General features: G+C 62.0%; 24 protein-coding genes and 1 pseudogene. 9 read left to right on the top strand and 16 right to left on the bottom strand.

What is annotated here, in order from left to right; all coding sequences use genetic code 11:
- Positions 1 to 11: 11 nt before the first annotated feature.
- The 4 genes from mnmH to G7025_RS23410 all read right to left on the bottom strand — a co-directional run bounded on the left by mnmH (position 12) and on the right by G7025_RS23410 (position 3,273).
- The gene (gene mnmH, locus G7025_RS23425) at positions 12 to 1,115 is read right to left on the bottom strand and encodes a tRNA 2-selenouridine(34) synthase MnmH (RefSeq protein ID WP_181081400.1); all 1,104 of its coding nucleotides are present in this window, start codon (positions 1,113 to 1,115) and stop codon (positions 12 to 14) included.
- Positions 1,115 to 2,149: a selenide, water dikinase SelD gene (selD, locus tag G7025_RS23420; RefSeq protein WP_181081399.1), complete on the bottom strand. Its 1,035-nt coding sequence runs from the start codon at positions 2,147 to 2,149 to the stop codon at positions 1,115 to 1,117. Before selD ends, mnmH begins: the two co-directional genes overlap by 1 nt.
- A 94-nt stretch (positions 2,150 to 2,243) precedes the next feature.
- The gene (locus G7025_RS23415) at positions 2,244 to 2,993 is read right to left on the bottom strand and encodes a TerC family protein (RefSeq protein WP_181081398.1); all 750 of its coding nucleotides are present in this window, start codon (positions 2,991 to 2,993) and stop codon (positions 2,244 to 2,246) included.
- Between the two features lie 28 nt (positions 2,994 to 3,021).
- Positions 3,022 to 3,273, bottom strand: a complete 252-nt coding sequence (locus tag G7025_RS23410) for a hypothetical protein (RefSeq protein WP_181081397.1) — start codon at positions 3,271 to 3,273, stop codon at positions 3,022 to 3,024.
- A gap of 135 nt (positions 3,274 to 3,408) precedes the next feature.
- On the opposite strand from G7025_RS23410, the gene nhaR reads away from it, so the two are divergent.
- Positions 3,409 to 4,311, top strand: coding sequence for a transcriptional activator NhaR (gene nhaR / locus G7025_RS23405; protein ID WP_181081396.1), 903 nt, complete (start codon positions 3,409 to 3,411; stop codon positions 4,309 to 4,311).
- 139 nt (positions 4,312 to 4,450) lie between these two features.
- A complete protein-coding gene (gene sstT / locus G7025_RS23400; protein ID WP_181081395.1) occupies positions 4,451 to 5,662 on the top strand; it encodes a serine/threonine transporter SstT in 1,212 nt (403 codons plus the stop codon).
- Between the two features lie 85 nt (positions 5,663 to 5,747).
- Here sstT and G7025_RS23395 read toward each other — a convergent pair whose 3' ends face one another.
- Positions 5,748 to 8,540 (bottom strand): hypothetical protein, encoded by a 2,793-nt coding sequence (locus G7025_RS23395; protein ID WP_181081394.1) that lies wholly within the window; start codon positions 8,538 to 8,540, stop codon positions 5,748 to 5,750.
- Between the two features lie 202 nt (positions 8,541 to 8,742).
- A complete protein-coding gene (locus G7025_RS23390; RefSeq protein WP_181081393.1) occupies positions 8,743 to 9,252 on the bottom strand; it encodes a DUF1993 domain-containing protein in 510 nt (169 codons plus the stop codon).
- A gap of 117 nt (positions 9,253 to 9,369) precedes the next feature.
- On the opposite strand from G7025_RS23390, the gene G7025_RS23385 reads away from it, so the two are divergent.
- A complete protein-coding gene (locus tag G7025_RS23385; RefSeq protein ID WP_181081392.1) occupies positions 9,370 to 10,020 on the top strand; it encodes a YceH family protein in 651 nt (216 codons plus the stop codon).
- Between the two features lie 75 nt (positions 10,021 to 10,095).
- Here the strand turns inward: G7025_RS23385 and G7025_RS23380 are convergent, their stop codons facing one another.
- The gene (locus tag G7025_RS23380) at positions 10,096 to 10,914 is read right to left on the bottom strand and encodes a shikimate 5-dehydrogenase (RefSeq protein ID WP_181081391.1); all 819 of its coding nucleotides are present in this window, start codon (positions 10,912 to 10,914) and stop codon (positions 10,096 to 10,098) included.
- A 156-nt stretch (positions 10,915 to 11,070) separates the two neighbouring features.
- Between G7025_RS23380 and G7025_RS23375 the strand changes: the two genes are divergently transcribed.
- From G7025_RS23375 to G7025_RS23365, 3 genes are all read left to right on the top strand, one after another.
- Entirely contained in the window at positions 11,071 to 11,427 is a 357-nt protein-coding gene (locus G7025_RS23375; protein ID WP_181081390.1) for a hypothetical protein, read from the top strand.
- Between the two features lie 232 nt (positions 11,428 to 11,659).
- On the top strand, positions 11,660 to 11,854 hold the full coding sequence (locus tag G7025_RS23370) for a hypothetical protein (protein WP_003173044.1): 195 nt from the start codon (positions 11,660 to 11,662) through the stop codon (positions 11,852 to 11,854).
- A 91-nt stretch (positions 11,855 to 11,945) separates the two neighbouring features.
- Positions 11,946 to 12,125, top strand: a complete 180-nt coding sequence (locus G7025_RS23365) for a hypothetical protein (protein WP_181081389.1) — start codon at positions 11,946 to 11,948, stop codon at positions 12,123 to 12,125.
- Between the two features lie 10 nt (positions 12,126 to 12,135).
- On the opposite strand, the gene G7025_RS23360 is transcribed toward G7025_RS23365, so the two are convergent.
- The 3 genes from G7025_RS23360 to G7025_RS23350 all read right to left on the bottom strand — a co-directional run bounded on the left by G7025_RS23360 (position 12,136) and on the right by G7025_RS23350 (position 14,825).
- The gene (locus tag G7025_RS23360) at positions 12,136 to 13,203 is read right to left on the bottom strand and encodes an AI-2E family transporter (protein ID WP_181081388.1); all 1,068 of its coding nucleotides are present in this window, start codon (positions 13,201 to 13,203) and stop codon (positions 12,136 to 12,138) included.
- A 107-nt stretch (positions 13,204 to 13,310) separates the two neighbouring features.
- The gene (locus G7025_RS23355) at positions 13,311 to 14,528 is read right to left on the bottom strand and encodes a cytochrome c biogenesis protein DipZ (RefSeq protein ID WP_181081387.1); all 1,218 of its coding nucleotides are present in this window, start codon (positions 14,526 to 14,528) and stop codon (positions 13,311 to 13,313) included.
- Positions 14,529 to 14,558: 30 nt separating this feature from the next.
- Positions 14,559 to 14,825, bottom strand: coding sequence for a DUF2790 domain-containing protein (locus G7025_RS23350; protein ID WP_181081386.1), 267 nt, complete (start codon positions 14,823 to 14,825; stop codon positions 14,559 to 14,561).
- 215 nt (positions 14,826 to 15,040) lie between these two features.
- On the opposite strand from G7025_RS23350, the gene trhP reads away from it, so the two are divergent.
- Positions 15,041 to 16,360 (top strand): prephenate-dependent tRNA uridine(34) hydroxylase TrhP, encoded by a 1,320-nt coding sequence (trhP, locus tag G7025_RS23345; protein ID WP_181081385.1) that lies wholly within the window; start codon positions 15,041 to 15,043, stop codon positions 16,358 to 16,360.
- Here the strand turns inward: trhP and G7025_RS27285 are convergent, their stop codons facing one another.
- Positions 16,361 to 18,040, bottom strand: a complete 1,680-nt coding sequence (locus G7025_RS27285; protein ID WP_181081384.1) for a methyl-accepting chemotaxis protein — start codon at positions 18,038 to 18,040, stop codon at positions 16,361 to 16,363. It lies immediately after the preceding gene.
- 92 nt (positions 18,041 to 18,132) lie between these two features.
- Entirely contained in the window at positions 18,133 to 19,452 is a 1,320-nt protein-coding gene (locus tag G7025_RS23335; protein WP_181081413.1) for a Na+/H+ antiporter family protein, read from the bottom strand.
- Between the two features lie 252 nt (positions 19,453 to 19,704).
- Here G7025_RS23335 and G7025_RS27200 point away from each other — a divergent pair.
- Positions 19,705 to 20,994, top strand: a pseudogene (locus tag G7025_RS27200) (HAMP domain-containing protein); the annotation flags it as partial.
- A 102-nt stretch (positions 20,995 to 21,096) separates the two neighbouring features.
- Positions 21,097 to 21,852: a methyl-accepting chemotaxis protein gene (locus G7025_RS27195; protein ID WP_370694768.1), complete on the top strand. Its 756-nt coding sequence runs from the start codon at positions 21,097 to 21,099 to the stop codon at positions 21,850 to 21,852.
- Positions 21,853 to 21,896: 44 nt separating this feature from the next.
- Here G7025_RS27195 and G7025_RS23325 read toward each other — a convergent pair whose 3' ends face one another.
- The 4 genes from G7025_RS23325 to G7025_RS23310 are packed head-to-tail and all read right to left on the bottom strand — an operon-like array spanning position 21,897 to position 24,494.
- Positions 21,897 to 23,216: a sensor histidine kinase gene (locus tag G7025_RS23325; RefSeq protein WP_181081382.1), complete on the bottom strand. Its 1,320-nt coding sequence runs from the start codon at positions 23,214 to 23,216 to the stop codon at positions 21,897 to 21,899.
- Positions 23,213 to 23,881 (bottom strand): response regulator transcription factor, encoded by a 669-nt coding sequence (locus tag G7025_RS23320; protein WP_181081381.1) that lies wholly within the window; start codon positions 23,879 to 23,881, stop codon positions 23,213 to 23,215. Before G7025_RS23320 ends, G7025_RS23325 begins: the two co-directional genes overlap by 4 nt.
- Positions 23,881 to 24,192, bottom strand: coding sequence for a PepSY domain-containing protein (locus G7025_RS23315; protein WP_181081380.1), 312 nt, complete (start codon positions 24,190 to 24,192; stop codon positions 23,881 to 23,883). Before G7025_RS23315 ends, G7025_RS23320 begins: the two co-directional genes overlap by 1 nt.
- The gene (locus G7025_RS23310) at positions 24,192 to 24,494 is read right to left on the bottom strand and encodes a PepSY domain-containing protein (protein WP_181081379.1); all 303 of its coding nucleotides are present in this window, start codon (positions 24,492 to 24,494) and stop codon (positions 24,192 to 24,194) included. The genes G7025_RS23315 and G7025_RS23310 overlap by 1 nt, the downstream gene beginning before the upstream one ends.
- Between the last annotated feature and the right edge of the window lie 79 nt (positions 24,495 to 24,573).

The following is a 24,573-nucleotide window of genomic DNA, read 5'->3' as shown; positions in this document are numbered from 1 at the left end:
CGGTATCGACCTCACTCGCGCCGCGTACTCCGCTCGCGCAAATACTCCACCACGGCGCCCTGCTCGCCCGCGAACTCGATGCGGGCGCCTTTGCTTTCGCGCTGGAAAGCGTACATCGGGTCGTAGTACTCACGCAGCAGGCCTTCGATCCAGCCCCGGTGCAGGTCCACGGCGCCGCTGCGCGCCTGTTCGGCCAGGGCGTCCTGCAGGATCACCTGCAAGCGTTGGAACCGTTCGCCGCCCAGGCGCTTGTGGATATTGGCCAGGCTCTGGGTCAGCCGCTCGCCGAACAACGCCTGGCCCTGTTCGCCAAACGTGGCGATGAACTCGGCACACAGGTCGACCACGTAATCACGCAGGATGCGTTCGACGCGCCCTTCAAGGCTGTCTTCCAGCCACACCATCGGAAACGTCTGCATGCCTTTGTGCAATGGCAATGGCAGCGCGCAGCTGCCGATCATGCGGCTTTCGTCCTCGACCACAAACTGCTCGATGCCGGCCGCGCGTTTTTTCAGCAGGTCCACGGCCAGGCGGTTTTCGAAGTCGATATTGGACGGTTGCGCCGTGGCGCGCTTGCCGAAGCTGGAACCGCGATGGTTGGCGTGGCCTTCCAGGTCCAGGGCATTGCGCAAGTGGCCGAGGACTTCGGTCTTGCCGGTGCCGGTCATGCCGCCAAGCAGCACGAAATCACACTGTTGGGTGGCGTGTTCCAGGGTATCGAGCAAAAACGTGCGCATGGCCTTGTAGCCGCCGCCGACGCGGGGGTAGTCGATACCGGCCTCCGTCATGAGCCACTGTTGCACGATCTGCGAGCGCAGCCCGCCACGAAAGCAATACAGATAGCCATCAGGGTGAGCCTGGGCGAACTGTGCCCAGCGTTCGATGCGCTCGGCCTTGATCGCGCCGGATACCAGTTCATGCCCCAGGACAATGGCGGCCTGCTGGCCTTGCTGCTTGTAGCAGGTGCCGACACGCTGGCGTTCGTCATCGGTCATCAGCGGCAGGTTGACCACGCCGGGGAAGGCGCCTTTGACGAACTCGACCGGCGCACGGGTATCCATCATCGGCCGGTCGTTGAGGAAAATGCTGCGATAGTCGGTGACGTCAGTTGCCATCAAGCCACCTCTACCGCGTGGGTCTGTCGCTCGACCAGTTCACCGATGGGCGCCAGGCTCAGGCCCAGTTCAGCGGCCACGGCGTGGAATTGGGCGTCGCCTTCAGGGGTGACCGCGATCAGCAGGCCGCCGCTGGTCTGCGGGTCGCACAGCACGCGCTTGTGCAATTCCTGCAGACGCCCGAGCTTGCTGGCGTAGCTGTCGAAATTGCGCAAAGTGCCGCCGGGCATACAGCCCTGCTCAAGGTAGTCCTCAATCCCCGGCAGGCGTGGGACCTTGGCGTATTCGATGCGTGCCGTCAGGCCGCTGCCGTCCGCCATTTCCACCAGATGCCCCAGCAGACCGAAACCGGTGACATCGGTCATGGCCGTGACGCCGGCCAATTTACCGAAGCGACTGCCGGGCTTGTTGAGGGTACACATCCAGTCGCGAGCCAGGCCAATGTCGGCCTCGCGCAACTTGCCCTTCTTCTCGGCGGTGGTAAGGATGCCGATGCCCAGGGGTTTGGTCAGGTAGAGCTTGCAGCCGGCGGTGGCGGTATCGTTGCGCTTCATATGGCGCTTTTGCACGATACCGGTCACGGCCAGGCCGAAAATAGGCTCCGGCGCGTCAATCGAATGCCCGCCCGCCAAGGGGATGCCCGCTGCATCGCACACCGAGCGGCCGCCGCGGATGACTTCACGGGCCACTTCCGGTGCCAGCACATTTACCGGCCAGCCCAGGATCGCAATGGCCATCAATGGATCGCCGCCCATGGCGTAGATGTCGCTGATGGCGTTTGTGGCGGCAATCCGGCCGAAATCGAAGGGATCATCGACGATCGGCATGAAAAAGTCGGTAGTGGAGACCACGCCGCGCTCGTCGTCGATGGCATACACCGCCGCGTCGTCCCGCGAGGCATTGCCCACCCACAGGTTGGGGTCGAGGTTCTGTGCGCCGCTGCCGGCGAGGATCACTTCCAAAACCTGGGGCGAAATCTTGCAGCCACAACCCGCGCCGTGGCTGTACTGGGTAAGGCGAATCGGCTCGTTCATGCTGGACCTCAAGCTATCAAGTGCGCCGATTCTAGCAGACAGCAAAAGGCCGGCTGGGCTCTTATGAGCGCAGCCGGCCGGTTTGTTTCAGGGTTTACCGGCGCGCGGCGAGCAAACGCTTGTGGCGGTTGCGCCGGGCGATGTTCAGGCACTCAATGGCCGCCGAGAATGCCATGGCCGCGTACACGTAGCCTTTGGGCACATGGGCGCCAAAGCCTTCGGCGATCAGGGTCATGCCGATCATGATCAGGAAGCCCAGGGCCAGCATCACCACGGTCGGGTTGTCGTTGATGAACTTGGCCAGCGGTTCGGCCGCGACCAGCATCACAATCACCGAGGTCACCACGGCAATGATCATGATCGGCAAGTGCTCGGTCATGCCCACGGCCGTGATGATGCTGTCGATGGAAAACACCAGGTCCAGCAACAGGATCTGCCCGATGGCCGCGGCAAAGCCGATGCTCACGGCGTTACTGGTGCTCTCTTTCTCTTCGGGCTCAGGGTCCATGCTGTGATGGATCTCGGTGGTGGCCTTCCACACCAGGAACAGGCCACCGGCGATCAGGATCATGTCCTTCCAGGAGAACGCCTGGCCGAATACTTCGAACACCGGCGCGGTGAGCTGCACGATGAAGGCGATGGTGCTCAATAGGCCCAGGCGCAGGACCAGCGCCATGCTGATGCCGATGCGCCGCGCCTTGGCCCGGTGTTTTTCCGGCAATTTATTGGTGAGGATCGAAATAAAGATCAGGTTATCGATGCCCAGCACGATTTCCATCACGATCAGAGTCGCCAGGGCAATCCACGCGGTGGGGCTGGCGGCCAGTTGTACAAGGTAATCCATAGGTCAGTCCTGGTGGTGTGCTGGAGAATTAAGTTTCTTGATTGTTCGATTCAGCCTCTTTATCGGCCTGATCGTCCTTCTGGCGAGGGGTGATCAGGCCTTGGGTGGCTTCACTCAGCGCCTGCTCGGCGGCTTTCTGGGTGTCATCAATTGCCTGCTTGGCCGATTCCGAGGCCTTGCCGATCACTTGCTGCGCGCTTTTTTCGACCTGATCACAACCGCTGACCACCACCAATGAAAGCGCAAGCAACGAGGCCGCGCCGAAAGATTTGAGTGTCATGCTGTATCCCTCGTTAGAACATTGAGGCTCTACTAGTGGCCCCGCGATAGCGACGCATTCTATGCAGACGAACAGTTCAGGAAAATTCGTATTTTTCTGGCATATACTTCGACTTTTACGAAGTGACGGCTGACCATGCTCAATTACCGACAACTGCACTACTTCTGGGTTGTGGCCAAGACCGGCAGCATCGTGCGCGCCTGCGAGCAGCTGAACCTGACGCCGCAGACCATCAGCGGCCAGCTCAGCCTGCTCGAGCAAACCTTCGGTATCGCGCTGTTTCAGCGGGTCGGCCGTCAGCTCGAACTGACCGAGGCCGGCCGCCAGGCGTTGCCCTACGCCGAGCAGATGTTTCAGACCGGCAATGAACTGGAGGCCATGCTGCGCGCGCAGCCCAAGGAGCAGCAGATTGTGTTCCGCGTCGGGGTGGCGGATGTGGTGCCCAAGTCCATCGTCTACCGGCTGATCGCACCCACCATGGAATTGAGCGAGCCGCTGCGCATTACTTGCCGCGAGGACAAGCTCGAACGGCTGCTGGCGGACCTGGCGATCCAGCGCCTGGACCTGGTGATTTCCGACAGCCCCATGCCCACGCATCTGGATATCAAAGGCTACAGCCAGAAACTGGGAGAATGCGGCATCAGTTTCTTCGCCACCCAGGAATTGGCCGATCGGCACGCCGGAACATTCCCACACTGCCTGCACGGCGCACCGCTGCTCATCCCCGGCGCGGAAACCGTGGTCCGCAGCCGCTTGCAGCGCTGGTTCGCCGAGCAGCAGATCCAGCCGAAGATCATCGGCGAGTTCGACGACAGCGCCTTGATGCAGGCGTTTGGTCAGTCCGGCAGCGGGATTTTCATCGCCCCCAGCGTGATTGCCGACGAGGTGGTGCGCCAGTACGGCGTAGCGCTGATTGGCCAGACCGACGCAGTCACCGAGTCGTTCTACGCCATCTCGGTGGAGCGCAAGGTCAAGCACCCCGGCATCGTGGCGATTACCGAAGGCGCACGGCGCGAATTGTTTACCGCCCTGCCCTGACGGCCCAGGCGAACCCCGGCGACCCGATGCCACAGCCGCCGGAGCGCGGGCCACGGCATGCTAGACTCCGCGACCTGCTTCCTACAGCCCTTTCTGATTGCTGGGCTGCGCACTTAAAAAAACCAGAGACAACCTGCTTATGACTGCTGCCCCTTCCCTTCTTCAACGCCTGACCCGCGTCAGCCTGGTCACGCAAATCGTCATCGGTTTGATCGCCGGCATTCTCCTGGCTTTGCTGCTGCCGGAGGCGGCCAAAGCCACCGGGTTTATCGGCAAAGTGTTTGTGACTGCGCTCAAGGCCGTGGCGCCGATCCTGGTGTTTGTGCTGGTGATGGCCTCGATTGCCAACCACAAGCACGGCCAGGAAACCCATATCAAGCCGATCCTGTTCCTGTATTTGCTGGGCACGTTTGCTGCTGCCGTGGTCGCGGTGATTGCCAGCATGTGGTTCCCGTCATCGTTGGTGCTCGCCACCCATGACGCCACCGTGAGCGCACCCGGCGGCATCGGCGAAGTGCTGCAAAGCCTGCTGTTGAGCGTGGTGGACAACCCGGTGAGTGCGCTGATGAACGCCAACTTCATCGGCATCCTGGCCTGGGCCATCGGCATGGGCGTGGCCATCCGGCATGCCGGCGAAACCACCCGCACCGTGCTCGATGACCTCTCCAACGGCGTGACGTTGATCGTGCGCGTGGTGATTCGCTTCGCCCCGCTGGGTATCTTCGGCCTGGTGGCCTCGACCCTGGCCACCTCCGGTTTCGGTGCCCTGCTCGGCTACGCGCACCTGCTGATGGTGCTGATCGGCTGCATGCTGTTTGTGGCGCTGGTGATCAACCCGGCCATCGTGTTCTGGAAGCTGCGGCGCAATCCGTATCCGCTGGTGCTGCTGTGCCTGCGCGAAAGCGGCATCACCGCATTCTTCACCCGCAGCTCGGCGGCGAACATCCCGGTCAACCTCGCGCTGAGCGAGCGGCTGGGCCTGCATGAAGACACCTACTCGGTGTCGATCCCGCTGGGCGCCACCATCAACATGGCCGGCGCCGCGATTACCATCACCGTGCTGACCCTGGCCGCCGTGCACACCCTGGGCATCAGTGTCGACCTGCCGACCGCCGTGTTGCTCAGTGTGGTCGCGGCTATTTGCGCCTGCGGCGCCTCGGGCGTGGCCGGCGGTTCTTTGTTGCTGATCCCCCTGGCGTGCAGCCTGTTCGGCATTCCGAGTGAGATCGCCATGCAGGTGGTGGCCGTAGGTTTCATCATCGGTGTGCTGCAGGATTCGGCGGAGACCGCGCTGAATTCGTCCACCGATGTGCTGTTCACCGCGGCTGCCTGTCTGGACAAACAAAGATAACCGGCCTGCCGTCCATCAACTATCCCCGGGGCGGTCTGTTCAAGGTCCGTCCCAGGGCGGCGGTCCGGCGTCGGCCTGGAAAGAATCAGGCACTGGCGCTATCAGGACTGAAGCCTACAAGCGGTACCCCAAACCGCGTACGAGTTGTTCGATCATAGCCGTACCATTTCCCGGTAACGTCATCCAGTTGAGCCGTGATCCGCGCTGAGTTACCACCGGGAATGGTGTACGTGCCGGTGCTGAGCCCCACCGTTGTATCCCGGTGGGCCCGGTCCACGCCGCGATTCGCCGAAACGGCGCGCCAGGCGGAGGTGCCTTTACCCCATGCCGATTGCCACCAAGGCAGGCTTCTGGAAACGATGGCTTTTCCTCCGGCAAACGGGTTGGCAGCGCTGATCACCGCCCGTGTCACGATGCCGCCCGCCCTGCCCGCCAGCCCAGGGCCCAGCTTCGCGATTTTAACGCCCGCGAACACGCCTCCCGCCACAAAACCCAACACATCAAGCGCCAGGAACCCAAGCCCCTCGCCCACCTTGCCCTTTTGAAACCTATCAATGGCTGATGCAAAAGGTACCAACGTACGGGTCACCGCCTGTATTTCTTCAAACACAGTGACTTCGGTATCGAAGGTGGTGATGCCCCTGGCGTTCTTGGCGAACGCCTCGCGCTCCCCCGGTTTGAAAATATTGTTCAACACCGTATCGGCAATGTACTGGGTCCTTGCAGACGTGAAGGTTTGCAGCGCCCCAGGAGCCTTAACCCTTGCACTTCGCTTCTGCTGTTCCTCGGTGCTGTCCGCCAGCACTTCACGAATCGAAGGGCGGGTGTGCGTTGTCTTGACGGAAAGCCCGACACGCGAACTCGAGGGGCTCGACCATTCACCTCGCAGGCCAGGCTTCAGGTCATCCGACAAATCGGGCCGTTTACGGATAGAACCCTGCTGAGGGTTAATTTCATAGACCGTCGTGGCTGCCCCGTACTTCGTCTTGAACAATAACGAACGGCTATCGGCGGGTTGCGCCGCGACCGTCGTAACGGGGCCTCGGTGCCTTCCCGAGTGCTGACTGCTGCGAGTGGTGGTTTCTTCTGCATAGACGCTCAGCTCGCCATACTCCAAGGCCTCTCTATCTTGCGCAGGCAACAGCGACATTAAGTGCTTGACGGTGACGCCCAGGGCGTTCGTAAGGGCGTCCTGATAATCGGTGATGTTTTTTTCAAAATCCTGGTTAATCGGGGGAATGCGCCGGAATGTTTCGAACATATCGTCAAAGGGCACGGCCGGGTCGGTGGAATACCAGCGGACATGCTTTTGGGGGCTCATGTAAATGTCCAGAATTGAATAAGGGCCTCGCAAGTCCTGATGATTCTGGGTGGGCATCAGTACCTTGGCTTCAAAATCGACATGACCGAATGTCCCCGAAAAACGCTCTTTGAGGATCTCGAGCGCCTTTTCCTTGAGGGGCACTAAGGGAGCGCGCTGCGCGTGCGAGGCTTTTTTCAGGGTGTCGAAGCGTTCGCTGGAGCGCGCGCGGGCCTTTTCGAGCTCTTCGTCCGTATAATTGTTGTCATCGCGTTTGTCGATGGCACCGTCCGCCACGGCCCAATGGATCAACCCCTCCCGCCCCGCCAACGCTTCAACGTCTTTTTCGGCGTTGGAAACAGGTTCGAGGTCGTTCTCGACCAACAGCTTGTAAGTCTGGCCTGCTGCCGCCCCCGGCGTATGGAAATTGGCCTTGGCTACGATAGTCTTGAGGCCGACCCATGCCGGCGAACCATACGTCACCGTATCCGGCACGTCCTTGACCAGCAATTCCGGGGCGTGGTGCGACAACAACAAGTGTGCAACCACCGGGGCGTTTCGGCCGTAGGTCAGCGCCAGATGGTCAGTGAGGCCCTTCACCACCGACGACAGGGGTTTGCCCCAGTTGTCGCGCTGCGACAGATCGTAGCCGGCCAGCTTATTTTTTTCGTTTGGGTGCATCACCGAATGGCCATTGGCGCCCACCTGAAGCAATGTGAGCAGCCAGTCCTCAGCACTGCCTGCCCCGTCGAACCGGGCGCGCATCTGCTCGCCTGCAGCTTGCGCGGCCGGTGTGTTTATCATTTTCAACAGCGCGGCACGCGGGTCTTTCAGATCGGCATCCGACCAGTGATAGCGTTGAAGCATCTGCACAGCGGCGTTATTCGACGATGGCAGCCCACCGGTTTTATACAGACCCTCGGCTTCTGAGCAAGAAGCCTTGTAAATGGCCTGCTGAGTGGTTTGATCGAGAGGAATCGGCCAGGACAACCCACCCCCCAGGTCACCGAATGGCGGCGGGGGCGATGCCCGAAGCAGGCGAAACACGGCCATGGCCATATTCTGTACCTCGAACATCGTGGTAGGTCGTTCCCAGCCAAGGCCGTCGATGAAGTCTAAAAGCTTTACCCTCTGCCCGGCCTTTGGCTCACCATCGAGTTGAAAGTCCGAATCAGGGTCCAGCTGGATCCATTGCCGGTCCAGATAGTTAATAAACCCTTCGGCACGGTCGTAAGATCGCCACCCCGGGTAGCGGTGGGCATGCCTGGCCGCCTCTCCATCCAAGACCTTAGGCGCCCTTATGTACAATAATTGTAATGAATTCAATAGCTTATCGAGATCACGTCGATTGCCCGCGGCAGTTTTTTCGGCGCTCTTCGCTTGTTCAGCGCGTGCTTCGTCGGCTTCAGGGGACAGGGTTTGACCCACCGCTGTCGTGGCGTCGGACACCTCTCGCCGGGGTCGGGTGATCGGGGCGGGTAAAGCTGAAGAGACGTCCTGACTGTCCAGCACGGGCGAGGACATGCCCGACGGAAAAAAACGCGATTCAACAGTCGACGGGTTGGGCGTTGTGATCATCTAGGCCTCTCATGCACTCAAGGGAACAGGGGGACGGGGCATATGCCTCATCGCCTCGTGAGTGCCGCTGCAGCAAGCTCTGGTTCACACGCCTGTGTGACTTTTAGCGACAAGACGCAGGAATTCACAACGGCCGCCCATTAAAAAGCCCGGTGCCGTTCAACGAGGAACGGCACCGGGCTGCTTTTTTTGACCCTTGGGCTTAGAAGGCGCCCATGTAATCGCGCTTGCCCACTTCCACACCGTTGTGACGCAGCAACGCGTACGCGGTGGTGACGTGGAAGAAGAACTGCGGCAGGCCGTAGGTCAGCAGGTAGGACTGGCCGCTGAAGCGCTTCTCTTTAGGTGTACCTGGGCGGGTGACGATTTCGATGCCTTCCTTGCCGTCGATCTGCTCGGGCTTGAGGGTGTCGATAAAGGCCAGCACCTTGGCGATCAGCGCCTGCAGGTCGGCGAAGGTCACTTCGCTGTCGTCATATTTAGGCACTTCGATCTCGGCCAGGCGCGCGGAAACGCCCTTGGCGAAGTCAACGGCGATCTGCACCTGGCGCACCAGTGGGAACATATCGGGAAACAGACGCGCCTGCAGCAAGGCATTGGGCTCGATGTTCTTGGCAGCAGCGTGGGCTTCGGCCTTGTTCAGCACATCGCTCAGGGCGTTGAGCATTTGCTTGAACACAGGGACGGAGGCGGCGTACAGGGAAATAGTCATGGCAGTCTCATCGGTAATGGCAGGGTTGCAACCAGCGGCGATTATAGCCATGCCCGCTGCTTGTCTTTTATTTTTTCAGGGATAGGCTAATGGCCTTCACTGCATAGGGAACGCGCGATGACCGCCGAGCACGACACCGATACCCCCGAGCCGCGCCTGAACAGCACGGAAATACGCGTCCTGGGCTGCCTGATCGAGAAACAGGCGACCAACCCGGAAACCTACCCGCTGACCCTTAACGCCCTGGTACTGGCCTGCAACCAGAAAACCAGCCGCGAACCGGTGATGAACCTCAGCCAGGGTCAGGTGGGCCAGAGCCTGCGTGCGCTGGAAGGCCAGGGTTTTACCCGCCTGGTGATGGGCAGCCGTGCCGACCGCTGGGAGCACCGGGTGGACAAGGCGCTGGAACTGGTGCCGGCCCAGGTGATTCTGATCGGGCTGCTGTTCCTGCGCGGCCCGCAGACGGTGAGTGAGTTGCTGACCCGCAGCGGGCGCATGCACGATTTCGAGGACGCCGAACAGGTCGTGCACCAGCTCGAACGTCTCATAGCGCGCGGGCTGGCGGTACTGGTGCCGCGCCAGGCGGGGCAGCGGGAAGACCGTTACACCCATGCGCTGGGTGACGCGGCGGATATCGAAGCGATTATCTCCGCGCGCGGCACCCCGGTGGAGCGTGGCGCCGCCGGGGTGTCAGCCGAACGTATCGAAGAGCTGGAAGCGCGAATCGCCGCGCTGGAAGAACGCTTGACGCAGTTGGAACAGGCTTGACCCCGTAAAAGTTGAGTCGGGGGATGGTTCCTGATGGCGGTGAGTCGGTCAATACCCTCATCGCCTGATCGAGCTTTAGAGACGGGCAAACGCCACGGCTTTTTCGAACTGTTCCTGGGTAGGCCGCACACCGGTATAGAGCACGAACTGTTCCAGCGCCTGAATGGCGATCACCTCCAACCCGGTAATCACCTGTTTGCCTTGGCTTCGTGCATGCACGATCAAGGGTGTTTCGGCTGGAATCGCCACCACATCGAAGACAGTCCGCGCAGTCTCGACAATGTCTGCGTCAAACGCCAACGCATCCGCCTCAGCGCCGCCAGTCATGCCGATGGGGGTAACGTTGATCAGCATGTCCGGGCGAAGGTCGGCCATATCTGCCTGCCAGGCATACCCCAGGTGATGGGCCAGTGCTCGCCCCGCCCTCTCATTACGTGCCACGATCACACCGTTGGCATAGCCACCGTCACGCAAAGCACTCGCCACGGCCTTGGCCATGCCGCCGCTGCCGCGCAGGGCGAAGGTCGAATCCTGTGGAACCGCGTGCTTTTTCAGCAGTTGTTCGACGGCGATGTAGTCGGTGTTGTAAGCCTTGAGATGGCCGTTGGTGTTGACGATGGTGTTCAACGAATCAATGGCTTGAACCGAATCGTCGAGTTCGTCCACCAAGGCAATGGCCGCCTCCTTGAATGGCATGGACACACCGCATCCGCGGATGCCCAGCGCCCGAATGCCGCTGATCGCGCCGGGCAAATCCTGGCTGCTGAAGGCCTTATAGTAGAAATTCAGACCCAACTGTTCGTACAGATGGTTATGAAATCGCAAGCCGAAATTACCGGGGCGCGCCGACAGTGACATGCACAGCTGGGTGTCCTTGTTGGGGTGCATCTGCATGGAAAACTCCTTTGAGTAAGCAAATCGGTACAGACCTTACACAACCTTTACCTAGCGGCCGTGCTGTTTTTTAGAAATACGTTGTCTTAAAAGTATCCCCGCGACATGACTTGAGTCCATTGAAGGCAGGACACGAGCGCTGGGGCTAACCGAGGAATGACCATGATTCGTACAATCCCCAAGATCGCCCTGCTGGTGGGTGCACTCGCTATGGCAGGCCAAGCTTCCGCCCACGGTGGTGGATGGGCTGGTCCGGCCGCCTTGGGTGCGTTGGTCGGCGCCGCCGTGGTGGGCTCCGTGGTTGCCAGCCAACCCCGTGAAGTCTATGTGCAGCAACCGGTGTATGTGCAGCCCCAGCCTGTCTACGCCGCACCGCCGCCGGTTTACTACGCGCCGCCGCCACCGGTTTATGTACAACAGCAGGTGTATTACCGCCCGGCACCGGTTTATTACGGCCCACCGCGTGGTTACTACTATGGCCCGCCCCATGGCTACTACCGTCACGGCTGGTAATAATGCATCGTCCAGCCTGAATCAGGCCTCGCGGTTACGCGGGGCCTTTTTTTTGCGACGACGTCCGGTTTTATCGCTTCAAGGTCGCTATGGGGACAATGCCGGGCGCGTATTCACACATGATTGACACCAATGTCTACTTGCCCGAACGGGGCTCGCGCTGTCATGTTTGCGTCACACAACCCTCTCACTATCGAGCCTGTCCACCCAATAACAAAAAGGACGATTGACCATGCCCACGCAAAACCCGCACCGCACCGCCGGCCTCTGCACCTCCAGCAAGGTGTACAGCGCCCTGACGGAACTCAAGCACCTCGAAGGCCACCGCAGCGCGAAGTTCCTTGCCCTGCTCGCGGAAAACCTGGTGCGCAAGGGTCTGCTCAACGAGCAGGAAGTGGTGAGCATGCTCGATCAAGTGGTGGACTGACGCCTGGCATCGATGTTGACTATCGAGCCAGTTGATTTTTCCTCAGCCGCCATGGCCCGTAAGGTGACCCCTACCACGATTGGAGGTCCTTATGCCCAGTGTTCAGATCATGTCCGTCATCGGCAGTGCCGTCCCCGCCCCTCTGCGCGCCTCGGGTGTGCTGGCTTGCTGGTACCTGGTACGCGAAGGCGAGCCCATTACCGGCCCGCTCACCTCGTTGAAAGCCGCCGAACACCAGTTGCAAGCCACCACCTACCAATTGCAAGCGTGAAGCGGCCGGTTTACGGCAACGGCAACTTGACCCGCGGCTTGCTCTCGACAAACAGCGCCCAACTGGACATGAACAGCGCCGCCACCAGCGGCCCGATCACAAACCCGTTCAGGCCGAACACCGACAAGCCGCCCAGGGTCGAGATCAGGATCAGGTAGTCGGGCATCTTGGTGTCCTTGCCCACCAGGATCGGGCGCAGCACGTTGTCTACCAGGCCGATCACGAATACGCCGAACAGGCCCAGCACTACGCCCTGCCAGATCGCCCCGCTCAGCAGGAAATACGCCGCCACCGGCCCCCACACGATGCCCGCGCCCACCGCCGGCAACAGAGACAGGAACGCCATCAGCACCGCCCAGAGCAACGCGCTGGGGATATCCAGAAACCAGAAAATCAACCCGCCCAACGCGCCCTGGGTCACCGCCACCAGCACGTTGCCCTTGACCGTGGCGCGCACCACGCGGTTGAACTTGAGCTGCAGGCGACGCTTTTGCGGTTCGGCCAACGGCACCGCCGTGCGCACCTTGCGCACCAGCTCCGGGCCATCGCGCAAAAAGAAAAACAGCAGATACAGCATGATGAAAAAGCTCACCAGGAAATCAAACGTGCCCTGGCCGAAACTGAACGCCTGGGTGGCAAAGAACTGACTGCCCTGCATCGCGCTCTTGACGATTTTCTCGCGCAGCCCTTCCAGGTTGCCCATGCCAAAGCGATCCAGCAGGTGCTGGAAATACGGCGGCAGGAAGTTCTTGAACTGTTCGATGTAGCCGGCCACATCCAGCTTGCCGCTTTCGATGTTCTTGTACAGGGTGGCGCCCTCCTGTACCAGCAACGCACTGGTGATAATCACCGGCAAAATCGCGATGACCAGGCATGCGGCCAAGGTGGTCAGGGACGTGAGATTGCGGTTCCAGCCAAACTTGAGCTGCACGCGGCGCTGCATGGGCGCAAAGATGATGCCGAGGATCACCGCCCAGAACACCGCGCCGTAAAACGGCAGCAATATCCAGATAAAGGCGACGGTCACCAGGACCAGCAGTAACAACAGGGTTTTGAATTGCAGGGTGGTTTGGTTCATGTCCGGTCCATGTCAGAAAAGCAACGGGCCTGTGTAGGCCCTGTTGCTTAGTCCGCTGCGAAACCTGGGAGTGCCCTTATTTATCGCACACCGGTAAACCGCCCTGTTCACGGGTGCGAATCGTCTGCCTTGGCCTCGTCCAACAGTGCCCGGATCATCCGCTCCTGGGCCTCGTAGCGACCTTCGCCGAAGTGGCTGCCGCGTATGCGCCCCTTGGCATCGATCAGGTAATGGGCAGGCCAATACTGATTGTCGAAATTGCGCCAGATCGCGTAGTTATTGTCGATGGCCACCGGGTAGGTGATGCCCAATCTGCGCACCTGGGCCTTGACGTTGTCGATGATGCGCTCGTACCCGTATTCCGGGGTGTGCACGCCGATCACCACCAACCCATCCTTGGCGTACTTCTCAGCCCATGCTTTGACATACGGCAGGGTGTGCTGGCAGTTGATGCAGTCATAGGTCCAGAAATCCACCAGCACCACTTTGCCTTTGAGCGCCTGCGGGGTCAGCGGCGGCGAGTTGAGCCATTCAACGGCACCGGACAGCGACGGCATCGCACCCTGGTCGTTCGCGGCCAGCGGCGCCGCCTTGACCTTGCTGACCAGGTAATCCACCACCTTGGGCACGTTTTCCAGCACCCCGCTCTCCAGGCGGCTGACGCCCTCGGACGAGGTGCCAGCCAGCAGGGTTCGGTCGGCACCGGTGGAAATCACCGCCGCCGCCGCCAATACCGCCACCCCGGCGCCCCGACGCAGCCAACCGGTCAGCGGAATCGACGCTTTGAGCCGGTTCACCAGGCCGCGCCCGGCGAAGATCAATGTGCCCAGGGACAGAGCGCTGCCCAGGCCATAGGCCAGCAGCAACAGGCTGGTCTGCGCATTGGCGCCCTGCAGCATCGCACCGGTGAGGATCACCCCGAGGATCGGCCCGGCGCACGGCGCCCACAACAGGCCCGTGGCGATGCCGATCAGCAGTGACTTTAGCGGCCCCGACAGCGCGCGGCCGTCGGGAGCGATGCGGTTACCCAGCAGCACGAACGGGCGCGCCAGCCAGCCACCGATCCGCGCGCTGATCAACGACAGCGCAAACAGCACCATCACGATCAACGCCACCTGCCGTCCGGTGGCGTTGGCGCGTACCACCCACTCGCTGCTGACCACCGCCAGGCTGGCGATCAGCGCAAAGGTCAGCGCCATGCCGCCGAGGGTCAGCAGGATTGAGCGGCGGGTGCGGTCGACACCGGCGAACAGAAACGGCACCACCGGCAGGATACAAGGACTGAGGACGGTCAGGACGCCGCCCAGGAATGCGATCAGTAGCATGATGTTCACCTCGGGTCGCGCGTGGCGAACTCAGTTGTCGCCGATGCAGGTGTCGGACACTTTCTGGTAGTTCAGAACCTGTGCGGTGCCGTGTGAGTCGAGGTAGGTCATCCGCGCGCCCACCACGCCGCAGGACGGCCCGGCGTCTTCGGTGATCGACAGCACTTTGCGGATGTCCAGATGCGTGCCGTAGGTGTAGGTCTGCTCGTTGGCACTGGCTTGCGCGCGCGCCGACAGCGTGCAGAGGTTGAGGGCGGCGAACAGGCAAGCGGCGTAGAGGGCTTTGCTGTGGTTCATGGCGATAGGCTCCAGGTTCGGGTCGAAGCGAGGCGGTGTGCCTCGTTGGAACCGATTAAAAGCGCCGCAGGTATCGCGCCTGTGTCGAAAATCGCCGCGCGCCCCTCGGTACGTATCCACAGCGCCTGGAGATACACAGCGATACAAAAATGACCTGGGTCAATAAGCCCTCATCCGCCCTGCACTACCCTCGCGCCTTTTTGCGACCCTACGCCATGCCCACTGTTATCGCCCCCGAACTGCTCGCCCCCGCCGGCACCCTGAAAAACATGCGCTACGCCTTTGCCTACGGTGCCGATGCGGTGTACGCCGGGCAACCGCGCTACAGCCTGCGGGTGCGCAATAACGAGTTCGACCACGCCAACCTGGCCCTGGGCATCCAGGAAGCGCACGCCCAGGGCAAGCGCTTTTATGTGGTGGTGAACATTGCGCCGCACAACGCCAAGCTCAAAACCTTTCTCAAGGACCTGGCGCCGGTGATCGCCATGGGCCCGGATGCGCTGATCATGTCCGATCCGGGACTGATCATGCTGGTGCGCCGGCACTTCCCGCAGATGCCGATTCATCTGTCGGTGCAGGCCAATACGGTGAACTGGGCCAGTGTCGAGTTCTGGCAACAGCAAGGGATCTGCCGGGTGATCCTGTCGCGGGAATTGTCACTGGAAGAGATCGGCGAAATCCGCGAGCACGTGCCGGCCATGGAGCTGGAAGTGTTTGTACACGGGGCCTTGTGCATGGCGTATTCCGGGCGCTGTCTGCTCTCGGGCTATATGAACAAGCGCGACGCCAACCAGGGCACCTGCACCAACGCCTGCCGCTGGAAATACCAGGCCACCCCGGCGGTGGAAAACGCCACCGGCGAGATCGTCCAGCAATACGCGCCGGAACCGACCCTGGGTATCGGCGCGCCCACCGATCAGGTGTTCCTGTTGCAGGAAGCCAACCGCCCCGACGAACAGATGCCCGCCTTCGAGGACGAACACGGCACCTACATCATGAACGCCAAGGACCTGCGCGCCGTGCAGCACGTGGAGCGCCTGGCCCATATGGGCGTGCACTCGCTGAAGATCGAAGGCCGCACCAAGTCGCACTTCTACTGCGCGCGCACCACCCAGGTGTATCGCCGCGCCATCGACGATGCGGTGGCCGGTCGCGCGTTCGACCGCAACCTGATGACGGACCTCGAGTCCCTGGCCCAGCGCGGCTACACCGAAGGTTTCCTGCGCCGCCACGTCCACGACGAATACCAGAACTACCAGAACGGCAGCTCGGTCTCCGAGCGCCAGCAGTTTGTCGGTGAGCTGACCGGCGAGCGCCGGGGCGAATTGGCCGAGGTCAAGGTGAAGAACCGCTTCGCCGTGGGCAATCATCTGGAATTGATGACGCCCACCGGCAATTTTCACTTCGATCTGGCCGGCCTGCGCAACGCCAAGGACGAAGCCATCGACGTGGCGCCGGGGGACGGGCATACGGTGTATCTACCGCTGCCCGTTGAGATGGACCTGCGCTTTGGCTTGTTGATGCGCGACGTCTGATCAGATCCTGAACTGGCCGACCAGTTGCCCCAGGCGTTGGCCCAGCTCCGCCAGACTGCGCGAAGTCTGGGCGCCCCGTTGGGTTTCATCGGCCACGCTGTCCACCGCCGAGGCAATCTGATGCACGCTGCGGTTGATCTCTTCGGCCACGGCGGTCTGTTCTTCGGCGGCGCTGGCGATCTGGGCGTTCATTGAATTGATGGTGGCGATCAACTGGGCCATGGTATCCAGCGATGCGCCGGCCTGGTTGGCCTGGGCCGAGGTGCCGTCGCCGGCGTCGCTGGAGCGGCGCATGGCTTGCACGGCCGCCTCGGTGCCGGTTTGCAGGCGGTCGATCATGCCCTGGATTTCCTGGGTGCTGGTCTGGGTGCGGCTGGCCAGGGCGCGCACTTCGTCGGCTACCACCGCGAAACCACGGCCGGCCTCCCCGGCCCGCGCGGCTTCGATGGCAGCGTTGAGGGCCAGCAGGTTGGTCTGCTCGGCGATCGAGCGGATGACGCTCAACACGCTGACAATCGACGTCACGTCCTGTTGCAGGCTGTCGAGGGACACGCCGCTGCTGCGGATATCGTTCACCAACGCGTGGATCTGCACGATGCTGCCGTCTACCACGCGTTTGGCCGCCTGACCTTCGGCGTCGGTCTGCTGCGCGGCCACCGAGGCGCCCTGGGCGCTGCGCGCCACTTCCTGGGCGGCGGACGACATTTGATTGATGGCGGTGGCAACCTGATCTGTCTCGTGACGCTGACGCTCCATGGCCTGCTCCGAACGCTGGGCCTGGTCGGATACCTGACTGACCAGACCGGTGAGCTGCGCGGTCATTTCAGTGATCTGGCGCACCAGGCCGTGGATCTTGTCGACAAACCGATTGAACGCGCCGGCCAACTCGCCCAGTTCGTCCTGGCTGGTGATGGCCAGGCGTCGGGTCAGGTCGCCCTCGCCTGCGGCGATATCGTCGAGGTTGGCTTTCATCAAATGCAGCGGGCGCAGAATCGTATTGGCCAGCACCATGCCCACGGCGGCAATCACCAGCAACACCACCACCGCCACGCCGAGGATGCTCAGCAGCACGCCTTCCATGCGCTTCTCGACCTTGGCCTCGACCACCGCCACCTGGGCTTCGATGCCGTCGAGGTTGACCGAGGTGCCGATGACCATGTCCCACTTGGGCAGGTACTCGGTGTAGCCGAGCTTGGGCACCAGTTCGGTCTGCCCCGGCTGGGTCGAGCTGTATTGCAGGTAATGGCTGCCGTCCTTGCCGACCTTGACCAGGTCGCGATTGACATAGACGCCGTTGGGGTCGCGGTTGTCCTTGAAGCTCTTGCCCACGCCGTCGGGGCTGTTGCCTTTGAACAGGCGGATGGTTTCGGAGTCGTAGCCGAAGAAATAACCGTCCTTGCCATAGCTGGTGTTGGACAGCAGCTTGACCACCTCGGCCCGCGCCGCCGTATCGCCGGGCGCGGCGGCATCGTAGAGCGGCTTGATGGTACTCATGGCCACTTCCACATAACTTTGCAGGGTGGCCTTGGCGTTATTGAGCAGGCGCTGGCGGGTTTCATCCACCTCACTGCGCGCCTGGCCCTGGAGGATCCACACCGTGGTGAGGCTGATGACCACCGCGAACAGCAACACCGGCACGACGGCAAGGGACAGGACTTTGGCCTTCAGGCTCAGACGCATGGCTTTTCTCTCTTATTGGGCGACTTGAGAGCGTATCGGCCGATGGAAAACTATCTGTAGGAGCGAGCGCGCCCGTTCCTACAGTGACAGGGTCAAAGAGTCATCGCCGCCAGCCAGCCAAACGCCAGCAACGGGATGTTGTAGTGCAGGAACGTAGGAACCACGGTGTCCCAGATGTGGTGGTGCTGGCCGTCGATATTCAGGCCGGAGGTCGGGCCGAGGGTGGAATCCGACGCGGGCGAACCGGCATCCCCCAACGCCCCCGCCGTGCCGACGATGCACACGATGGCCATTGGGCTGAAGCCCAGTTGCACGCACAGCGGCACGAAGATGGCGGCCAGGATCGGCACCGTGGAAAACGACGAGCCGATGCCCATGGTCACCAGCAGCCCCACCAGCAACATCAACAGCGCACCGACCCCACGGCTGTGGCCGATGAACGCAGCCGACGTTTCCACCAGCGAACGCACATCGCCGGTGGCCTTGAGCACTTCGGCGAACCCGGAGGCGGCGATCATGATGAAGCCGATCATGGCCATCATCTTCATGCCTTCGGTGAACAGGTCGTCGGTCTCGCGCCAGCGCACGATGCCCGAAGCCGAGAAAATCAGGAACCCGGCCAGTGCGCCGATGATCATCGAGTCCAGCCACAACTGAATGATAAACGCCGAGGCAATCGCCACACCGGCCACCAGCAGGGTCAGCGGGTTGTACTGCACCGCCACCTGCTCGACCCGCTCGATTTTTTCCAGGTCGTACACGCGTTTTTTGCGGTAGCTGATAAATACCGCGACCAGCAGGCCGACCACCATGCCCAGCGCCGGCAGGCTCATGGCGTGGGTCACGTTGACCTGGCTGATATCCACCCCGCTCTTGGCTACGTTGGCCAGCAGGATCTGGTTGAGGAAGATATTGCCGAAGCCCACCGGCAGGAACATGTACGGCGTGATCAGACCGAAGGTCATCACACAGGCGATCAAGCGGCGGTCCAGCTGCAGCTTGGTCAACACGTACAACAGTGGCGGCACCAGCAGCGGGATAAACGCAATGTGGATCGGCAGGATGTTCTGCGACGCAATCGCCACCACCCACAGCAGGCCGATCAGCAACCATTTGACGTGACTGCCGCCAGTGGCCTCCTGACGGTCCACCAGCAGCAGCGCCTTGTCCGCCAGAGCATGGGCCAGGCCGGACTTGGCGATTGCCACCGCGAACGCACCGAGCAAGGCGTAGGACAACGCCACCGTCGCGCCGCCGCCCAAGCCGCCGTTGAAAGCGCTGAGGGTGGCCTCGATGCCCAGGCCGCCGGTGAGACCGCCCACCACCGCGCCGACGATGATGGCGATGACCACATGCACGCGGGACAGGCTGAGCACCAGCATGGTGCCGACCGCGGCGATGACTGCGTTAATCATGGTTACCTCAAGCAGAAACAGAAAAACAGGCATGCCCGCGCCCCGGCGGCCCATTGGGAGGGCGGCCGGCGTGCAGGCTTCAAGGAGGTCTTATTAGAGGGCGGGCACTTTGCAGCAGGCGCGGCCGCATGTCAAAAACCGATGCTAAGGCACGCGCGCTCCCGGCAGATTTAAATTGATCGTTTGAATAAAGAAACCGTCAGAGCCGCCGATAAACAGGCTCTTCGTGTTTTCAGGTAAGGATGTCCGATGTCGCTTAGACAACTCTCCATTCAATGGAAAATCACCCTGCTCGCCGGCCTCTGCCTGCTGGGAATCGTGAGCCTGCTGGTGGGGTTGTCGCTGTACCGCATGGCGCAGAATTCCGAGCAGGTCAAAGCGTCCAGCATGCAAATGCTCGACGAAGCGGCCCAGGCGCGTATCGAAGCCCAGGGTGAGGTGCAGGCGCTGGGGATTCGCCGGCAGTTCATGGACGCCTACCAATATGGTCATGGCTTTGCCCGCCAGGTACTGTTCTTGCGCGAACAGGCCGAAAAACGCTTTCTGGACGCCTTCGACACCCGCGAAGACCTGACCCGCCAGGTCAAGGCCGCGTTGCAGGCCAACCCGGACCTGCTGGGCCTTTCGCTGGTATTCGAAGCCAATGCGCTGGACGGCAAGGATGAACTGTTCGCGAGCCAAGCCGAGCTGGGCAGCAACGACAAGGGCCGCTTTGCCCTGTACTGGTCGCAGCCGACGCCCGGCCAGTTGACCTCGATGGCGCTGCCGGAAAGCGACATGACCGACACCGCCGTCGGCCCCAGCGGTGAAAAGGCCAACGCCTGGTTCACCTGCCCGCGCACCACCCTCAAGCCGTGCGTGATCGAACCCTATTTTTATGTGATCAACGGGCAGAACGTGCTGATGACCAGCATCGTGTTCCCGCTGATGGTCAACGGTAAGGTCATCGCGTCGCTGTCGGTGGACATCAACCTCAACAGTCTGCAGGCCGTGAGCCAACAGGCCAGCCACAAGCTGTACGACGGCCAGACCCAGGTCAGCATCCTCAGCCCCACCGGCTTGCTCGCCGGGCACAGCGCGGACGCCGGCAAACTCAGCCAGCGCCTGGACCAGGTCGACCGCAACAGCGGCGCGCAGCTGATCGGTGCCCTGGCCGGCAGCACGGGCATCAGCAGCCTGCGCACCGAGCATCAGCTGAAGGTACTGGCGCCGTTTGCGCCGATCCCCGGCGGCAAACCGTGGGGGGTGTTGCTTGAAGTACCGGAAAAAGTCCTGGTAGGCCCCGCCGAAATCCTCAAGGCGCAGATGGACGCGCACAACAGCCGTGGCACCCTGCTGGAACTGAGCCTGGGCCTGCTCGCGGCGGTGATCGGCCTGATCCTGGTGTGGTTGATGGCCCGCAGCGTGACCCGGCCGATCCTGGACGTTGCGCGCATGCTTGAAGACATCGCCAGCGGCGAAGGCGACCTGACGCGGCGCCTGGCCTATGACAAACGCGATGAACTGGGCCAACTGGCCGGCTGGTTCAACCGCTTCCTCGACAAACTGCAGCCGATCATCGCCGAGGTCAAACGCTCGGTGCAGGACGCCCGTGGCACCGCCGACCAATCCGCCGCGATCGCCACCCAGACCAGCGCCGGCATGGAGCAGCAGTATCGCCAGGTCGACCAGGTGGCCACCGCTTCCCATGAAATGAGCGCCACCGCCCAGGACGTGGCCCGCAGCGCGGCACAGGCGGCCCAGGCCGCGCGCGATGCCGACCGGGCCACCCGCGCCGGCCTCACCGTGATCGACCGCACCACCGCCAATATCGACCAATTGGCGGCGGACATGAGCACGGCCATGACGCGGGTCGAAGGCCTTTCAGCCAACAGCGAAAAAATCGGTTCGGTGCTGGAGGTGATCCGCGGCATCGCCGAGCAGACCAACCTGCTGGCGCTTAACGCTGCGATTGAAGCCGCCCGTGCCGGTGAGGCCGGCCGTGGCTTTGCCGTGGTAGCCGACGAAGTGCGCAACCTGGCGCAACGCACCCAGGAATCGGTGGAAGAAACCCGCCTGGTGATCGAACACCTGCAGAGCGGCACCACCGACGTAGTGGGCGCCATGGGCAACAGCTATCGCCAGGCCCAGGGCAGTGTCGAACAGGTCGGCCAGGCCGTTACCGCGCTGCGCCAGATCGGCGACGCGGTCACCGTGATCAGCGACATGAACCTGCAGATCGCCAGTGCCGCCGAAGAGCAAAGCGCGGTGGCCGAGGAGATCAACAACAACGTGGCGACCATTCGCGACGTGACCGAGTCGCTGTCGGAGCAGGCCAATGAATCGGCGCGGGTGAGCCAGGCGTTGAACAGTCTGGCCAATCAGCAGCAGGGGTTGATGGATCAGTTCCGGGTGTGAAGGTTGAAGACCTTTCAACGAGGCGTACTCCCGATCGCCATGCGTCACGCATGGCGTTTGGGTAATTCGATCAGCGCCTTCAAACCGCCCCACTCGCTCTGCTGCAGCTGCAACACGCCGCCCCACACCTCGACGATATCGCGCACGATGCCCAATCCCAGGCCGTGACCGTCGACCTGTTCATCCAGACGCGCGCCACGGCTCAATACCTGGTCGCGCTGGGCTTCGGGAATGCCGGGGCCGTCGTCTTCCACCGCCAGCAGGTAATGTGTATGCGTTTCGCTGATGGTCAGGCGCACCTCGGCATCCGCCCATTTGCAGGCGTTGTCCAGCAGGTTGCCGAGCAATTCCAGCAGGTCTTCGCGATCCCATGGCAAATGCAGACCGGGAGGTGTGCGGTAGCTGAGGTCCAGGTGTTCGCCATGGATCATATTGAGGGTGGCGAGCAGACCCGGCAGTTCCTGTTCACAATCGAACAAGGCGCCCGGCAGGGTTTCACCGGCCAGGCGCGCGCGGTTGAGTTCACGGTTGAGGCGTTGTTGCACGTGCTCCAACTGGTCGCGCAGCAGTTGGCTCAGCTCGGGGCGGTCCTTGAGCGCCTCGCTGGACGCCGCGCTCAGCAACACCGCCAACGGGGTTTTCAAGGCGTGGCCGAGATTGCCCAGGGCATTGCGCGAGCGTTTGAGGCTGTCTTCGGTGTGGGCCAGCAGGTGGTTGATCTGCGCCACCAGCGGTTCCAGTTCGAGCGGCACCTGGGTGTCGAGCTGCGAGCGTTGGCCCTGCTGCAATTGGGCGATCTGGTTGCGCGCGGTTTCCAGCGGGCGCAGGGCGCGGCGCACGGTGATGCGCTGCAGCGCCAGCACCAGCAGTAACGCCGCCAGCCCCAGCACCAGACCGATCCGACGCATCATGCGAAAGCTTTCGCGCACGGGTGTGTAGTCCTGCGCCACACTGATAGAGATCGAATGACCGAAGCGCTTGTAGTCCGAGCGCAGGACCAGCAATTGCTGGCCTTCAGGCCCCAGTTGCAGATTGCCTTTCAGACCGGCCTCGGACAGGCGCGGCAGTTCCTGATCCCACAAGGAGCGGGAGCGCCAATGGGTGTCGGCGAAATCGATACGGAAATAATGCCCGGAAAATGGCCGCTGATAGGCCGGCGACAGACGGTGTTCGTCCAGTTGTACGCCATTGGGCCCACGCACCAACGCCACCAGCAGGTTCTCAGCGTCATTGCGCAAGCCCGCCTCCAGGTAACGTTGCAGCCCGGCTTCGAACAACCACAGGCTGGTTTGCGCCAGCACTACCCCGACGATCACCATTACGCTGACCAGCCCCAGGCTCAGGCGTCGTTGAATCGACTTCATGCCGCGCCGGCGCCAAACCGATAGCCCTGGCCCCGTCGGGTTTCGATCACGCTGCGGCCCAACTTGCGACGCAGGTGATTGACGTGCACTTCCAGTACGTTGGAGTCGCGCTCGGTTTCGCCGTCATACAGATGCTCGGCCAGATGGCTTTTGGACAGGATTTGCTCAGGGTGCAACATGAAATAACGCAGCAGGCGGAACTCGGCGGCAGTCAGCTGGATTTCGTCGCCGTCGCGCAGTACGCACTGGCGCCCTTCGTCCAGGTGCAGGCCGGCGGCGTGCAGGGTGGGTTGGTTGGCCTGGCCGTGGGAACGGCGCAGCAACGCCTGAATGCGCAGGTGCAACTCTTCGGGGTGAAAGGGTTTGCTCAGGTAATCGTCGGCACCGGCCTTGAGCCCTTCGATACGCTCGGCCCAGGAATCACGGGCGGTCAGCACCAGCACCGGGGTGGCCAGTGCCGCCGCGCGCCATTGCGCCAGCACCTCGAGCCCCGGCAGGCCGGGCAGGCCCAGGTCGAGAATGATCAGGTCGTAAGGTTCGCTGCGGCCCTGATACACGGCGTCGCGCCCGTCGGCCAGCCAATCGACGGCATAGCCCTGTCGCTGCAGGCCGGCCAGCAGTTCGTCGGCCAGGGGTACGTTGTCTTCCACCAGGAGCAGGCGCATCAGTCTTCCTCGTCTTTGATCAGCACGCCGCTGGTGGCGTCCAGCTTGATTTCGCGCACCACGCCATCGGTGGTTACCAGCTCCACTTCATAAGCATATTGCCCGTGTTTCTTTTCAAGCTCGGCTTCCAGCAGACGCGAGCCGGGATGCCGCGCCATGGCCTGCTGCAGCAATTGCTCCAGCGGCAGGATCACCCCCTGCTGGCGCAGCGCCAGGGCTTCATCCTGGTTGAGGTCGCGCGCCGCCAGGCCCGAGCAGAACACCATGAGCACCAGCGCCCATCGGCCGCCGGCGCGTAAATTTACCTTCATTACGTATCCTGATGATTCTTGAGAACCAGCCCGGTGAGCGCGTCCAATTCAATGTCCCATTCAACGCCGTGGGCATCTTCCAGTTCGACTTGATACAGGTATTTGCCGTATTCCTCGTCCAGGTCGGTGTCCAGCAACGTCGAACCGGGATGCAGGGCCAGCGCCGCAGCTTCCAGTTGATCAAAAGCGACGATTGTAACAGTGGCGGGCACAGTCAGTGGTTTGTCGGGATCCACGGCGCCGGCCTGGTTCGCCATGCAGGCGATCATACCGACGGCGAATAGAGCTGTGAGGCTCTTCATGATGAGTCTCCGTAACACGATGTTTTCCTACGTCGGTCACGGTAGCCGTCGCAACTTAATTGAAACTGAATTGCCACCA

Origin of the sequence: Pseudomonas lurida (assembly GCF_013522705.1) — a bacterium.
In the GTDB taxonomy this organism is placed as follows: Bacteria; Pseudomonadota; Gammaproteobacteria; order Pseudomonadales; family Pseudomonadaceae; genus Aquipseudomonas; species Aquipseudomonas quebecensis.
This window is presented reverse-complemented; position numbering and strand designations above follow the sequence as displayed.